11 protein-coding genes and 1 pseudogene are annotated in these 14,301 nt (G+C 74.4%); 4 read left to right on the forward strand and 8 right to left on the reverse strand.

What is annotated here, in order from left to right; all coding sequences use genetic code 11:
• Positions 1–146 precede the first annotated feature (146 nt).
• On the forward strand, positions 147–1,604 hold the full coding sequence (locus tag ACVCAH_RS12905; protein ID WP_447136328.1) for an acyltransferase family protein: 1,458 nt from the start codon (positions 147–149) through the stop codon (positions 1,602–1,604).
• Here the strand turns inward: ACVCAH_RS12905 and ACVCAH_RS12910 are convergent.
• The 4 genes from ACVCAH_RS12910 to ACVCAH_RS12925 form a co-directional block, all read right to left on the reverse strand.
• Positions 1,576–3,066: a CoA-acylating methylmalonate-semialdehyde dehydrogenase gene (locus tag ACVCAH_RS12910; protein ID WP_447136394.1), complete on the reverse strand. Its 1,491-nt coding sequence runs from the start codon at positions 3,064–3,066 to the stop codon at positions 1,576–1,578. The genes ACVCAH_RS12905 and ACVCAH_RS12910 overlap by 29 nt on opposite strands.
• A gap of 17 nt (positions 3,067–3,083) precedes the next feature.
• Entirely contained in the window at positions 3,084–4,391 is a 1,308-nt protein-coding gene (locus ACVCAH_RS12915; RefSeq protein ID WP_447136329.1) for an aspartate aminotransferase family protein, read from the reverse strand.
• Between the two features lie 113 nt (positions 4,392–4,504).
• The gene (locus ACVCAH_RS12920; RefSeq protein ID WP_447136330.1) at positions 4,505–5,359 is read right to left on the reverse strand and encodes a hypothetical protein; all 855 of its coding nucleotides are present in this window, start codon (positions 5,357–5,359) and stop codon (positions 4,505–4,507) included.
• A gap of 6 nt (positions 5,360–5,365) precedes the next feature.
• On the reverse strand, positions 5,366–6,235 hold the full coding sequence (locus tag ACVCAH_RS12925; protein ID WP_447136331.1) for a hypothetical protein: 870 nt from the start codon (positions 6,233–6,235) through the stop codon (positions 5,366–5,368).
• A 90-nt stretch (positions 6,236–6,325) separates the two neighbouring features.
• Between ACVCAH_RS12925 and ACVCAH_RS12930 the strand changes: the two genes are divergently transcribed.
• Positions 6,326–7,384 (forward strand): hypothetical protein, encoded by a 1,059-nt coding sequence (locus ACVCAH_RS12930; RefSeq protein ID WP_447136332.1) that lies wholly within the window; start codon positions 6,326–6,328, stop codon positions 7,382–7,384.
• 82 nt (positions 7,385–7,466) lie between these two features.
• On the opposite strand, the gene murD is transcribed toward ACVCAH_RS12930, so the two are convergent.
• Positions 7,467–8,813 (reverse strand): UDP-N-acetylmuramoyl-L-alanine--D-glutamate ligase, encoded by a 1,347-nt coding sequence (murD, locus tag ACVCAH_RS12935; RefSeq protein ID WP_447136333.1) that lies wholly within the window; start codon positions 8,811–8,813, stop codon positions 7,467–7,469.
• Between the two features lie 88 nt (positions 8,814–8,901).
• Here murD and ACVCAH_RS12940 point away from each other — a divergent pair, with 88 nt between their 5' ends.
• Positions 8,902–10,251, forward strand: coding sequence for a hypothetical protein (locus tag ACVCAH_RS12940; protein WP_447136334.1), 1,350 nt, complete (start codon positions 8,902–8,904; stop codon positions 10,249–10,251).
• A 44-nt stretch (positions 10,252–10,295) separates the two neighbouring features.
• On the opposite strand, the gene ACVCAH_RS12945 is transcribed toward ACVCAH_RS12940, so the two are convergent.
• The 3 genes and pseudogenes from ACVCAH_RS12945 to ACVCAH_RS12955 all read right to left on the reverse strand — a co-directional run.
• The gene (locus ACVCAH_RS12945; protein ID WP_447136335.1) at positions 10,296–12,164 is read right to left on the reverse strand and encodes a PucR family transcriptional regulator; all 1,869 of its coding nucleotides are present in this window, start codon (positions 12,162–12,164) and stop codon (positions 10,296–10,298) included.
• Positions 12,165–12,233: 69 nt separating this feature from the next.
• Complete coding sequence (locus ACVCAH_RS12950) at positions 12,234–12,812, reverse strand: hypothetical protein (RefSeq protein ID WP_447136336.1); 579 nt, start codon at positions 12,810–12,812, stop codon at positions 12,234–12,236.
• Positions 12,813–12,849: 37 nt separating this feature from the next.
• A pseudogene (locus ACVCAH_RS12955) lies at positions 12,850–13,278 on the reverse strand (TrmH family RNA methyltransferase); the annotation flags it as partial.
• A gap of 48 nt (positions 13,279–13,326) precedes the next feature.
• Here ACVCAH_RS12955 and ACVCAH_RS12960 point away from each other — a divergent pair.
• Positions 13,327–14,151, forward strand: coding sequence for a TrmH family RNA methyltransferase (locus ACVCAH_RS12960; protein ID WP_447136337.1), 825 nt, complete (start codon positions 13,327–13,329; stop codon positions 14,149–14,151).
• Positions 14,152–14,301: the final 150 nt, after the last annotated feature.

Genomic DNA, 14,301 nt, shown 5'->3' on the forward strand with positions numbered 1-14,301 from the left:
TTTTCGAGGCACGGGGGAGTCGTTGCTTGTCTTCAATTCATAGAATGTTGCTGAAGAATTTCTACGGCAGCCGGGCCTGGACTTCAAGACCCGACGACCGAACCGTTATCAGCACCGGCCATCAGAAGGTGGCATAGCCTCGGATCATGCGCCGACTGCGCGAACTCGCCGCGCGGACGCCCGCTGGCCGGGAGCGGTACGTCGATCTGCTCCGGGCGCTCGCCATCGTGCTGGTCGTTCTCGGTCACTGGGCGGTCGCCGCGATCACCTACGATCCGGACGGCGACCCGACCGGGCGGTCCGCGTTGCCCGAGCTGCCCTGGGCGTACCCGCTGACCTGGGTGGTCCAGGTGATGCCGGTGTTCTTCATCGTCGGCGGGTTCGCCAACGCCGCCTCACTGACGGCGCAGGGGCGCAGGGGCGGCGACGCCACCGGCTGGCTGCTGGGCCGCAGCGCCCGGCTGCTGCGGCCCACCACCGCGCTGCTGGTGGTGCTCGCCGCCGGCGCGCTCACCGCCCGGCTCCTCGGAGCCGAGGCGCCGCTGATCCGGACCGTCGTCTGGTTCGCCACCATCCCGCTCTGGTTCCTCGCCGCGTACCTCGTGGTGGTGCCACTCACCCCGGTGACGTACGCGCTGCACCGACGGTTCGGGCTGGCCGTCCCGGTGGCGCTGGCCGCCCTGGTCGCCGCCGGTGACCTGGGACGGGCGCTGGGCCCGGCCGAACTCGCCCTGCCCAACTACCTGTTCGGCTGGTTGGCCGTCCACCAGCTCGGTTTCGCCTGGCACGACGCCCGTGCCCAGCCCCGGGCCGGCACCGCGACGGATCGGGACGGCGCCGCCGGAGCCGGGGGCATCCGGTCCCGCCGGCTGCCCGTGTCCCGCCGGGCCGGCGCGGCGATGCTGGTCGGCGGGCTCACCGTCGCCGTGCTGCTGACCGGACCCGGGCCCTACCCGGTGAGCATGATCAACATACCGGGCGAGCCGCTGGACAACGCCGCGCCGCCGAGCGTGGCACTGCTCGCCGTCACCACCGGCCAACTGGGCCTGATCCTCCTGCTACGCGACCCGGCGGAACGGTGGTTGCACCGCTCCCGCCCCTGGCAGGCGGTGATCGCGGTGAACGCGGTCGTGCTCACGGTCTTCCTCTGGCACCTGAGTGCGGTGATCCTGCTCGTCGGCGCGCTGGATGCGGCGGGCGTGCTGCCGACGCCGCCGCCCGGCTCGGCGGCCTGGCTGGCCTGGCGGCTGCCGTGGGTACTGATGCTGACCGTGGTGCTGGCCGTGCTGATCGCCGTCTTCGGTCCGATCGAGGCCCGCACCCGCCGGCCCGCCGCGGCGCGGGCACCAACCGGCGGCCCCACCGCGGGCGGGCCCGACGCGACGTCCGGTCGCCCGGAGCGAGCAGACCGGCGGCGGGCGGCGGCCCGCACCGCGCTCACCGGCGCCGGTTTCGCCGCCGTGGTCTACGGGCTGGTGGCCAACAGCACCGCGCCGAAGGAGGCCCCGGTGCCACTGGGGATGCCCGCCGCCGCCCTGGTGGCGTACCTGGCCGGGGCGGGCATCCTGCGACTGCTCAGGTCTGGGTGGGGAACCCGAGGTTGACCCCGCCGTGCCGGGGGTCCAGCCAGCGGCTGGTGACCACCTTGCCCCGGGTGAAGAAGCGCACCCCGTCTTCGCCGTGTGCGTGCAGGTCGCCGAAGAGCGACGAGCGCCAGCCGCCGAAGGAGTAGTAGGCCATCGGCACCGGGATCGGCACGTTGATGCCGACCATGCCGACCTCCACCTCGTGCTGGTAGCGCCGGGCCGCGCCGCCGTCGTTGGTGAAGATCGCCGTGCCGTTGCCGTACGGGCTGGCGTTGACCAGTTCGACCGCCTCGTCGTACGAGTCGACCCGGACCACGCTGAGCACCGGGCCGAAGATCTCGTCGGTGTAGATGGACATCTCCGGGGTGACCCGGTCGAAGAGCGTCGGGCCGAGCCAGAAGCCGGCCGGGTCGCCGTCCGGCTCGACGTCGCGGCCGTCCACCACCGGCACCGCGCCGGCGGCCACCCCGGCCTCGACGTACGAGCGGACCTTCGCCGCGTGCGCCTCGGTCACCAGCGGACCCATGTCGCAGCCGCGCCGGCCGTCGCCGGTGCGCAGCCCGGCCATCCGCTCGGCGATCCGGGCGACCAGTTCGTCACCGACCGGCTCCACCGCGACCAGCGCCGAGATGGCCATGCACCGCTCCCCCGCCGAGCCGAACCCGGCGTTCACCGCCGCGTCGGCGGCCAGGTCCAGGTCGGCGTCCGGGAGCACCACCATGTGGTTCTTCGCCCCGCCGAGCGCCTGCACCCGCTTGCCGGCGGCGGTGCCGCGCTGGTAGACGTACCGGGCGATCGGGGTGGAGCCGACGAAGGAGACCGCCCGCACACCTGGGTGGTCCAGCAACGCGTCGACCGCCTCCTTGTCGCCGTTGGCCACGTTCAGCACCCCGTCGGGCAGGCCGGCCTCGGCGAACCACTCGGCGAGCAGCAGCGCCGCGCTCGGGTCCTTCTCGCTCGGCTTGAGCACCACCGCGTTGCCGCAGGCCACCGCCACCGGCACGAACCACAACGGCACCATCACCGGGAAGTTGAACGGCGAGATCACCGCGACCACGCCGAGCGGCTGGCGCAGGCTGTACGAGTCGACCTCGGTGGAGACGTTCTCGCTGAACCCGCCACGCAGCGCCGAGGGGATGCCGCAGGCGTACTCGATCACCTCGAGGCCGCGCTGCACCTCGCCGGCGGCGTCCGCGAGCACCTTGCCGTGCTCGGCGGTGATCACCGCGGCCAGCCGGTCCCGCCGGGCGTGCACCAGCTCGCGGAAGGCGAAGAGCACCGCCGTCCGCTTCGCGAGCGAGGCGTCCCGCCAGGCCCGGGCCGCGCGCTCGGCGGCCTGCACCGCGACCGCGACGTCCGCCGCGCTCGCCAGCTCCACCTCGGCGGTACGCCGGCCGGTGGCCGGGTCGAAGACGTCGCCGCGCCGGCTCGACGTGCCGCTGAACCGCTTGCCGTCGACGAAGTGGCCGATGGTGGTCAGCCCGTTGTCCGCGGTGCTCACGCCGCCACCTCCGCCGCCGCGCTGGAGCGGATGGCGTCGACCAGGATGGCCAGCCCCTCGCGCGCCTCGTCCTCGGTCAGCGTGAGGGGCGGGCCCATCCGCAGCACGTTGCCGTAGAGGCCGCCCTTGCCGGCGAGCAGCCCGCCGGCCCGGCACGCCTCGAAGACCCGGGTGGTCAGCGCTGGGTCCGGCTCGGCGGTGCCCGGCCGGACGAACTCGACGCCGAGCATCAGCCCCTTGCCGCGTACCTCGGCGACGCAGTCGAGACCGCCCACCGCGGCGCGCAGGCCGTCGGCGAGGATCGCCCCGGTGCGCGCGGCGTTGGCCTGCAGGTCGTGGTCGAGCAGGTAGTCGAGCACGGCGTTGCCGGCGGCGGTGGAGACCGGGTTGCCGCCGAAGGTGGAGAAGCTGATCGCCGGGACCGACTCCAGCACGTCGGCCCGGCCGACCACGCCGGCGAGGGCGAAGCCGTTGCCGATGCCCTTGGCGAAGGTGATCAGATCCGGGGTGACGCCGTGCGCCTGGTAGCCCCAGAAGTGCTCGCCGGTGCGCCCCCAACCGGTCTGCACCTCGTCGGCGATGAAGAGGATGCCGGTCTCGTCGAGCACCTTCTTCCAGGCGGCGAAGAGGCCGTCCGGCGGGTGTACGAAGCCGCCGACGCCCTGGATCGGCTCGGCGATCAGCGCGGCCACGTCGCCAGCGGTCTGGGTGGCGAGCACCTCGCGGAGGTCCTCCACCGCCGCGTCGATCCGCTCGGACTCGCTCAGCCGGGCCAGCAGGCCGCGCAGCCGCTCGCCGGAGTGCAGCCAGGCCACCTGGAGCGGGTTGAGCGGGCTGGCCGACCAGCCGCGGTTACCGGTGACGCCCATCGCCGCGTACGACCGGCCGTGGTAGCTGTTGCGCACCGCGAGGATCTGGTGCGAGCGGCGGTGGTTGGTGGCCACCAGCAGGGCCGCCTCGTTCGCCTCCGTGCCGGAGTTGGTGAAGAAGACCCGGGCGTCGGGGATCCCGGAGAGCCGGGCAATTTTCTCGGCCAGCTCGACCTGCTGGCGGATCAGGTAGAGCGTGGAGCTGTGCACGATGCCGGTACGGAGCTGCCGCTCGACCGCCTCGCGGATCTCCGGGATGTCGTAGCCGATCATGTTGGTCAGCACGCCCCCGAAGAAGTCCAGGTAGCTGCGGCCCTGGGCGTCGGTGACCCGCCGGCCGGAACCGGAGACCAGCTCGATCGGCTCGGTGTAGTAGAGCGGCATCCAGGACGGAAGCACGGCCCGGTGCCGGGCCAGCAGGTCGTCGGAGGTCATGGTGGCCTGTCACCCTTCAGCGGCGGTACGCGGATACCGCACGCTTTCACCACCGGGCCCCGGCGGACAAGTGCCAGCCTGTAGCGCGCGGACCGCTTCAGCCTGACAGATCGTCAAGCTTCGACGCCACGCTTTCCGTGGCCGCTGTGGGATCGGGGCACGTTTCCGGTTGCATCAGCGGAGATTGACCGGCGTTTTCCGTGCCCAGGTAGCGGCAGGTGCAGGACGGCGGCGGTGAGCGCGAAGCCGGCCCAGCCGGCGGCGAGCCCGGCCCCGGCCGAGACGTCCTGGCACAGGTGGTGGCCGGTGAGGAAGCCGACCAGCGCCAGGCTGTTGCGCGCGAAGTGCCGGCAGAAGGTGCGCAGGTCCCGCCGGACCTCGACCGCGACCAGCACCCCGGCGTACGGGAAGGTGACCACCAGCCCGCGCAGCAACTGCCCGAGCAGCCCGGTCAGCACCGCCCCGCCGAGGATCAGCGCCAGCTTCGCCAGCGCCGGCAGCCGTCGGCCCGACCCGGCGCCGTCCCCGGCCGGGTCCGTCCCGTCCGCGGGTGCCCCGGTCACCGGGTGCCGCCCCGGGCCCTCGGCCACCGGCGGGGACGGCGGGTGGCGGCGCAGCAGCAGCACGGCGAGCAGCCAGAGCACCACCGTGCCGGCCAGCGCCGGGGCGAAGGGCACGGAGACGGTGAGCAGGGCGGCGCCGAGCGCCACGTACCCGGCGACGCCGGCCAGGTCGGCGAGGAGGATCGGCCAGCGCAGCCGGTGGTGCGCCACGGTGACCAGGACGAAGAAGAGGTTCAGGCCGACCACGCCGAGCAGGTGCGACCCGTCGACCCGGTACCCGGTGGTCAGCAGAGCCAGCGTCATCGGCAGCGGCAGGCTGTACACGAACGCCCGGAGCCGGACCGAGCGGAGCAGGCTCACCGCCCAGACCACGGCGGTCACCAGCAGCACGCCGGACGCGGTCACGGCCGGTCAGTCCAGGAAGGTGGCGAGGTTGGCGCAGGCCTGGAACGTCTCACCGGCCCGGGCCACGTCGGCCGGATTCACCGAGTACCGGTTCTCGCTGATCTCGCCGTGCGCGCTCATCCCCGCCGTCCAGCAGGCGCTCCCGTCCCAGCTCACCAGGTTGACGTGCAGCGCCGGGTCGACCGCGCCGGCCGGCAGCAGGCCGACCCGGACGCCGGCCTTGCGCTGCGTCTCCAGCAGCTCCTCCAGCTCGTCGCAGATCGTCGCGTAGGCGAAGATCCGGGTGATCCGTACGCCCCGGGCCAGCGCCCGCTCGTTGACCGCCCAGTGGTGCCGGCCGATGTCGCTGTGCCACCAGCTGAGTTCGCCGCTGGCCCGGGGCATCACGTTGGTCAGCGCCTGCATCTCCCGGACGCAGTCCCGGGTGGCGCCGAGCAGGTCCTGGTAGTCGTGGCCGGGCCGGACGATCCGGCCGAGGCGCAGCTGCTCGGTCTCGGCGCGGAACCGCTCGAACGAGCGCCGGGCCTCGTCGGCCACCCGGGTGCCCGGGTGGCGCTCCACCGCCTCCCGGGTGCCGGTGACCACCTCCGGCACGGCGGTCAGCAGCCACGGCGGTCCCGCCAGCAGCGTCCGCAGGTGGAACCGGCGCTCGGCGCGGGCGAGCGAATCCACCAGCAGCGAGATGGTGATGCCCATCAGCCCGGCGAGCAGGGACTCCACCCCGGTGGCCGCGCCGGTCAGGTCGAGGGTGACCGAGAGCGCGATCGACAGCGTGATGCCGATCAGCGCGACCGGATCGGTGTGCGCCACCAGCCGGGCGAACCCGGTGGCGGTGCCGAGCCGGCCGGAGCGCGGTCGGCGGAGCAGATCGGCCATCGACGACCTCCTGGGTGCCGGCTGCCGCCAGGGTACGACCTCGACACCATCGCGCCGCCCGGTCGGCCGTCGCGCCGGTACCATCCGACCGTGCCCGAGCGTCCCGTCCCGCCGTCGCCGGGCGCCCCCCGCACCTCACCGTCCACCGTGGTCGCCACGGCCACCGACCGGTCGCCGGCCACGGGCCCGCCACTGCCCGGTGGGGCGGCCGGCGCCGACGCCGCCAGCATCACCGCCGGCATCCTCGCCTGGATCGGTGCCGCCCCGCTGCGCGCGTTGGTGGCCGACTTCGGCGGTGAGTGGCCCGGCGGCGACCTCGCGGCGGTACTGGCCGGGCTGGACGATTTCTCCGCCCGGCACTGGGACTTCCGGGGCGGCCGGGAGCGGCCGGAGGCGCGGGAACCGGCCTTCGGCCCGGCGACCGCGGGGCGGGTGCTCGCCGCGGCGGCCGCGCTCGGCCTGGTCCGGTGCCGGCCGCCGGCCCGGCCCGACTACGCCCACCTGGTCGTGCTGGGCGGGCTGACACACGCCTGCCTGCGCCGGGTGGCGTACGCCGCGCACCTGCTGCGCGCGGGCACCCGGGTCGCCGGCGAGGTGGCGGTGCTGGGCAGTTTCCGGCCGCTCTCCGACGCCGAGCACGCCATGCTGGCCACCGCCGGCGTCGCCCGGTGCGACACCGAGGTGGCCGCCCTGGACGCGGCGGTCCGGCTGGCGTTCGACGTGCCCGAGCCCGCCGAGCGGGACGGCGTGGACGCGGGCCACCCGCACCACTCGTGGTCGTCCCGGACGTACCGGCCGGTGGGGACGCCACCGGTGCGGGTGCTGGCCGCCCCGTCCAGCGAGCCCGACCGGCGCCGCGCGCACACCGCCGACACCCAGCGCTTCTGGGCCGAGCACGTCCGGCTCGCCCCCGGCGACCCGGTGCTGATGGTGACGGCGCCGATCTACGTGCCGTTCCAGCACTGCGACGCGCTGCGCGCCCTGGCCGTGCCGTACGGCTGCGCCATCGACACCGTCGGGGTGGACCCGGCCCTGCCCGACCTGGCCACCCTGCCCGAGCCGACGCTGAGCCCGGGCCGCTACCTGCAGGAGATCCGCTCCGCGATCCGGTCCATGCGCGCCCTGCACGCCACCCTCGTGGCGTTCTGACCGCCGCCCGCCCGCCGGCCGTGTTCGCCGGCGACCGCTGCCGTCCCGATCGGCGGGAGACGCGGCCCGGCGGGCGCGGGTGTCAGCCGGCGGTGTCGGCGACGGCCTGGGCGAAGACCTCGGAGCGGTGCTCGAAGTTGCGGAACCGGCCGTAGCTGGGCGCGGCCGGCGACAGCAGCACCACCCCGCCGGCCGGGGTCAGCTCGCGGGCCAGCCGGACCGCGTCGATCAGTTCGTCGACCATCTCGGTCCGCACCTTGGGCAGCCCGGCGAGCGCCTCGACGATCCGCGGGCCGCTGTCCGGGATGCCGATCACGGTGAGCTCGCGCTCCGCCAGGTGCTCGCGCAGCGGGCCGTAGTCCAGCCCCCGGTCGGTGCCGCCGACGATCACCGTCAACGGCCGCCCCTCGTACGCGTCGATCGCGTGCATGGCGGCGTACGGGCTGGTGGCGAGGGTGTCGTCGACGAAGGTCAGCCCGGACGGGTCGGCGATCTCGGTGAGCCGGTGGGCGAGCCCCTGGAAGCCGGCGACGGCCACCGCGAGGGTGTCCTTGCGGGCGACCACGTCGACACCGAGCGCGTCCAGCACGGCCAGCGCGACGCAGAGGTTGCTCTCGTTGTGCCGGCCCACCAGCGGCAGCACCGCGCGCGGGAAGAGCGGCTGGTCGGCGAGGTGGAACCAGGGCGCGCCGTCCGGCCCGGCGGCCACGTGGGCGGTGTCCGGCAGGCCGGCGCGGATCGCCGCGCGGTCGCCCAGTTCGAGGGCGAGCCGCGGGTCGGCGCCGTTGACCACGACGGTCCGCGGGCCGTACGCGATCAGGTTCAGCTTGTCCCGGTAGTACTCGGCCTCGCCGCCGTGCGCGTCCAGGTGCTCCGGGAAGAGGGCGGTGACCACCGCCACCCGGGGCGAGTCGGTGAGGTCGCTGCACTGGTAGCTGGAGAGTTCCAGCACGTACAGCTCGGCCTCCGGCAGGTCCAGGGTGGGCACCCCGATGTTGCCGCCGAAGACGTTCGGCCGGTCCACCGCGGCGAGCAGGTGGCTGATCAGGCTGGACGTGGTGCTCTTGCCCTTGCTGCCGGTGACCCCGACGGTGCGGTCGGCGTGGTCGGCCATCCAGAGCGCGGTGCCCTGGGTGACGGTGACCCCCCGGCGGCGCAGCTCGACCAGCCACGGGTGGGTCTGCGGCACGCCGGGCGAGCGGACCACCACGTCGGCGGCGGCCAGCCGGGCGAAGCCCTCCTCGCCGGTGACCAGCGGGGCCGCCTCGGCCAGCGGGCCGTCCCAGGGCAGCGAGAGGAAGTTGGCGCTGTCGTCGACCGCGACCAGGCCGGCCGGGCCGTGCGCGGCGATCGCGGTGACCGCCGCCCGGCCCTCCCGACCGGTCCCCCAGACGGCCACGGTACGTCCGCGCAGGTCAGACAGGCGCACAGGTGATCTCCTCCGGGCGGGTGGTCGTTCGGCGGCCGAGTCTGGCGCAGCCGGGCGCGGGCGGGTGAACCACGGCCTAGTATGGCGTGTGCTCAACGGACAGCTCCGGCGGATGGACGCCTTCACCTTCCCGTCCTACTCGATCGACCTCTCGACCGGCGAGGCCCTGTTCGACTACACGCTGACCGGCCCGGACGCGGAGCTGCGCTTCACCGAGGTGGTCACCTTCCCGCTGCCCGCGGAGCCGCCCTCGGACGCCACGGTCGCCGCTCTGGGCCGGGTGCTGGAGCTGCTGCACCTGACGGCCGGGGTCAGCTACTACAAGGCCGCCGCGCCCGGCCGCCTGGTGGCGCCGGCCCCGCTCGGCCCGGCCGCCGCCGCGCTGGTCACCGGCCTCTACACCAAGGGTCTGGCGGAGTACGCGTACCGCAACAAGCTGCCGCACGTGCTGCAGCTCACCCCGGAGATCCCGTCGGGTTCGGTGCAGCCGGCGTCGCCGCTGGACAACTCCGACCGGCGGCCGCTCTCCGCGGTCGGCGGCGGCAAGGACTCGATCGTCTCGCTGGAGGCGCTGCGCCGGGCCGGCCTGGACCCGGTGCCGTTCTCGGTCAACCCGAACCACGTGATCGTCTCGGTGAACGAGGCCTCCGGGCTCGCCCCGCTGGCCGCCCGCCGGCGGATCGACCCGCGGCTGTTCGAGCTGAACGCCGCCGGCGCGCTGAACGGCCACATCCCGGTCACCGCGATCAACTCGCTGATCGCGGTGGCCACCGCGGTGCTGCACGGGCTGGGCCCGGTGGTGATGTCCAACGAGCGCTCCGCGTCCGACCCGAACCTGGTGTGGAATGGTCACGAGATCAACCACCAGTGGTCCAAGGGGGTCGAGGCTGAGGGGCTGATGCGGGCGGCGCTGACCGAGCACGCCGGGCTCGCCGAGCCGTACTTCTCGCTGCTGCGCTCCCTGTCGGAGCTGCACATCGCCCGGCTCTTCGCCGAGATCGACCGCTACGACGACGTGGTGACCAGCTGCAACGCCGCGTTCAAGCTGCACGACCCGAGCGAGCGGTGGTGCCGGAACTGCCCGAAGTGCCGCTTCGTCTTCCTGGCCATGGCGCCGTTCATGTCCCGCGAGCGGATCACCCACATCTTCGGCGGTGACCTGCTGGCCGATCCCGACCAGATCCCCGGCTACCGGGAACTGCTCGGCGTGGACGGGCACAAGCCGTTCGAGTGCGTCGGCGAGGTGGAAGAGTCGGTGGTGGCGTTGAGCCTGCTCGCCGAGCAGGACCAGTGGCGGGACGCCCCGGTCGTCCGCGCCCTCGTCGACGCGGTACCCGACACCGCCTGGTCGGCGGCCGCCACCTCCGACGTCTTCACCCCCGGCGGCCCCAACCACGTCCCCCCGACCTACGCCAAGACCCTCACCGCCCTCACCTGACGCCGGTTCGGACCACGCCGGGAGGCCGCGCGGCGGGGGATGCGTCAGGGGGTGCGGACGGCGTCCAGGGCGAGCAGGGCGACGTGGAGGGAGAGGCAGGCGTCGACGGCGTCGAGATCCACGTCGAGGATCCGGCCGATCCGGGCCAGCCGCTCGTAGAACGCCGGCCGGGACAGGTGCGCCGCGGCGGCCGCCGCCGACTTGTTCCGGCCCTGCTCCAGATACGCGCGCAGGGTGCCGAGCAGCTGCTCCCGCGGGTGCTGCGCGTCGTACGCCAGCAGGGCGCCCAGCTCGCGCTCGACGAAGGTCTGCAGCCGCGGCTCGTCGCGCAGCAGGTGCAGCAGGCCGGCGAGACCGACGTGCGGCAGCCGGAAGATCGGCAGTTCCCGCCGGTCGCGTCGGGCGGCGTCGGCGATCTGGCGGGCCTCGGTGAGCGACCGGCGCGCCTCGCGCAGGCTGCCCACCCCGGAACCGGCGGCGACGATCAGTCCGGCGGACCCGTTCCGGCCGCCCACGGTCGACCGGGCCGACCCGGCGAGCTGCCCGGCGCCGTCGAACTGCCGGGGCACGACGGCGTCGAGCTGGCGGGGCACGCCGTCGAGGTGCCGGCCGTCCGGACGGGCCCGGCGCAGCGCAGTGGCGAACGCGGCCAGCGCCCGTTCCTCGGCGGCGGCGTCGGGCAGTGCCAGCAGCGCGCCGACGGCGTGGTCGTCGACCGCGCTGGTCAGCGCGGTCAGCTTCGCCTCGCCCAGCGCCTGCCCGACCGCCTCGGCGAGATCCCGCAGCCGGGCCGGGCCGGCGTCCGGCGCGGGCTCGCCGAAGGCGCCCGGCTCACCCGCGTCGCCGGCCGGGGCGTGCTCGCCGGCCGCATCGTCGGTGCGGTACCGGACCACCACCCCGACCAGGTGCCGGCGTTCCAGCACCACGCCGAGCGCCCGGGCGCGCAGCGCCACCTCGTCCACCGGCCGGGAGTGGTCGAGCAGGGCGGTGAGCAGGGTGCGGTGGATCTGCCGCTCCAAACCCTCGGCGTCGCGCCGGATCAGCCGGACCAGCGCCAGGGTGGACGCGGCCCGCTCGACCAGGATGGTCAACCGGGTGGGCGGGCCACCGTCCGCCGCCGGCGCGCCGCCGTCCCGGATCACCCCCGGGTCGGCCCCCGCCCCGGCCCGGCCGGGCCGGGCCAGGTCACCGCCGGCGGGCCAGCGCAGCAGCAGCCGGCCCCAGTCGTGACCGCGGGCGCCGACCGTGGTGACCAGCCAGCCGCTGTCCCGGTCGTACGCGGTCCGCCCGGCCGGCCGGATCCGGCGGGAATGCTGCTCCCAGCCGTCCAGCAGCAGCTCGGCGCTCTCCCCCGCCGGGTCGTACGCGAGCACCTGGCGGGAGAGGTTCTCCAGCACCACCGGGCAGCCGGACAGCTCGGCCGCCTGCCGGATCACCTCGGCGGCGCCGGCGCCCTCGACGGAGAGCTCGGTGAAGCGCTGGTGGATCTCCTCGGTGGCGCGCAGCTCGGTGAGCTGGGCGTCGACGATCAGCGCGTGCACCGCCTCGGTGATCCGTACGAACGGGGTGTCCCGGCGCAGCTCGACCAGGGGCAGGCCGCGGCGCTCGGCGGCGACGGCCATCACCCGGGGCACCTCGCTGGCGTACCGGCGGCCCAGCTCGACCACCAGCCCGGAGACCCCGACGTCGGCGAGGTCGCCGATGAAGGCGCGCAGCCCGGCGTCGTCGGCCGGCAGCCCGATGCCGGTGGTCAGCACCAGCTCGCCGCCGCCGAGCAGGGTCGCGATGTCCGGTACCTCGGCCACGTGCACCCACCGCACCGGACGGTCCAGCCCGGCGTCCCCGGCGACCAGGCGCGGGGCGCCTCGGCGGACCGGGTCCAGGGCGAGGACCTCACGGACGGTAGGGAACACGGCCGACACGCTACCGTCCGTGACCTGGATTCTCGACCGCCCGCCCCCTCGGGCGGTCCGGTCAGCTCCTCACCAGCTCGCCGCCCAGCGGTACCAGCCGTCGCCGAGCGGACTGAAGCTGGGCGACTCGAACGAACCGTTGTGCAGCGAAGGACTCGGCCCGCCCGGCAGGTAGGCGAAGCCGGCGCCGTCGAAGAACGCCCCGTTCTCCTCGTAGAGGACCACCCCGCCGGGCACCAGGTAGGCGCCGGTGATCCGGTAGCTGCCCACCCGGGCCGGCACCTCCACCCGGTCGAACCGCGTCGCCGCGGTGGGCTCCGGCAGATCGGCCACGACCGACTCGAAGGCGCCGCGACTGAGCTCCCAGCGGAGGTGCAGCGGGGCCCGCGTGACCTGGAGTGCGAGGGTGACCACCGCCATGACCGGGGCCACCAGCAGCCACCACGGCAACGTCCGGCCGGCACTGTGCGACAACTGCGCCCCGACGGTCCAGAGCAGCGCCGCCACGGCGAGCACGGGGAGAGCGGCCAGCGCGACCAGCACCGAGAAGCCGGGAACGCTGAACGCCCAGAGCAGGACCGTCGCGCCGCCCGCCATGACGGCGTGGGCGGCCCACACCACCCGGCGACGGGCCACGACGCGATCCACGCCGCGACCCTAGCGGCCCGCCGGCCGGCCGTGGGGATCAGAGCGGATCGTCGCGGCCCAGCTCCCAACAGGCCACCGCCGTCGCGGCGGCGACGTTGAGCGAGTCGACGCCGCGGCGCATGGGGATCACCACCCGGGCGTCGCTGGCGTCCATCGCGGCCCGGGTGAGCCCCGCCCCTTCCGCGCCGAGCAGCAGCGCCGGACGGGCCCGCTGGGCGGCGTCGAGCCGCTGGATCGGCACCGCGTCCGGCGCGGGGGTCATCGCCAGCACGGTGAAGCCGGCCGCGCGCACCTGGTCGAACGCGTCCGGCCAGGGCGCCAGCCGGGCGTACGGCACGGCGAACACCTCGCCCATGCTGACCCGGAAGCTGCGCCGGTAGAGCGGGTCAGCGCAGGACGGCGAGACCAGCACGGCGTCCACCCCGAGCGCGGCCACCGCCCGGAAGATGGCGCCCAGGTTTTCGTGCACAACCTCAAACTGCACCCATGCCCTCCGTCCCAGCTCACGCAGCGGATGAGCAAGACTCGGCGGGTGACCGTAGAGCTGATCTCTGACCCGGCGGACGAGCGGATCGCCGACTACCGCGCCCTGACTGACGTGGAGCTGCGCACCAGGTGGGAGCCGCCGCACGGGCTGTTCATCGCCGAGGGGGAACTGGTGCTGCGCCGGGCGCTGCGGGCCGGGTATCGGCCGCGGTCCTTCCTGGTGGACGCGAAGCGGGTGGACCAGCTCGGCAGCCTGCTCGACCACGGGCCGGCGTACGCGGCCAGTCAGGAGGTGCTGGAGGCGGTCACCGGCTTCCATGTCCACCGGGGCGTTCTGGCCAGCTTCCACCGCAAGCCGTTGCCTTCGGCGGAGGAGGTGTTGGCCGGCGCTCGCCGGGTGGCGGTGCTCGAAGGGATGAATAACCACACGAACCTCGGAGCCGTGTATCGGGGGGCAGCCGCCCTGGGCATCGACGCGGTGCTGCTGTCCCCGACGTGCGCGGACCCGCTCTACCGGCGCAGCGTGCGTGTGAGCATGGGCGAGGTGTTCGCCGTGCCGTACGCGAAGCTGGACCCGTGGCCGGCGGGGTTGGAGCTGGTCCGCTCGGCTGGCTTCACGATCCTGGCCATGACGCCGGCTCCCGACGCCGTGCCGATTCAGCGCCTCACCGCGGCTCAGAGAGCGAAGGCCGCTCTGTTGCTGGGAGCCGAAGGCCCCGGCCTGACGGCGGCGGCGCAGGCGGCCAGCGACGTCCGGGTGGTCATTCCGATGCGGCGCGGTGTCGACTCCCTCAATGTGGCGGCGGCTGCTGCGGTGTCGTTCTGGGAGCTGGGCCGCGAGGATGAGGGCTGACATTTTCCCAGCTCAGCCGTGGTCCGTGTCACCAACTGTCGTATACCCCCGTTGGCCTCATGCGAGGTTGGCGGGGGGCTTTTCCGCGTTCTCAGGCGGCGGCCTTGGCCCACTTCGGAACAGGGACCACCTTCTTGCCCGGCTCATACG

It is taken from the genome of Micromonospora sp. LZ34 (genome assembly GCF_052981855.1).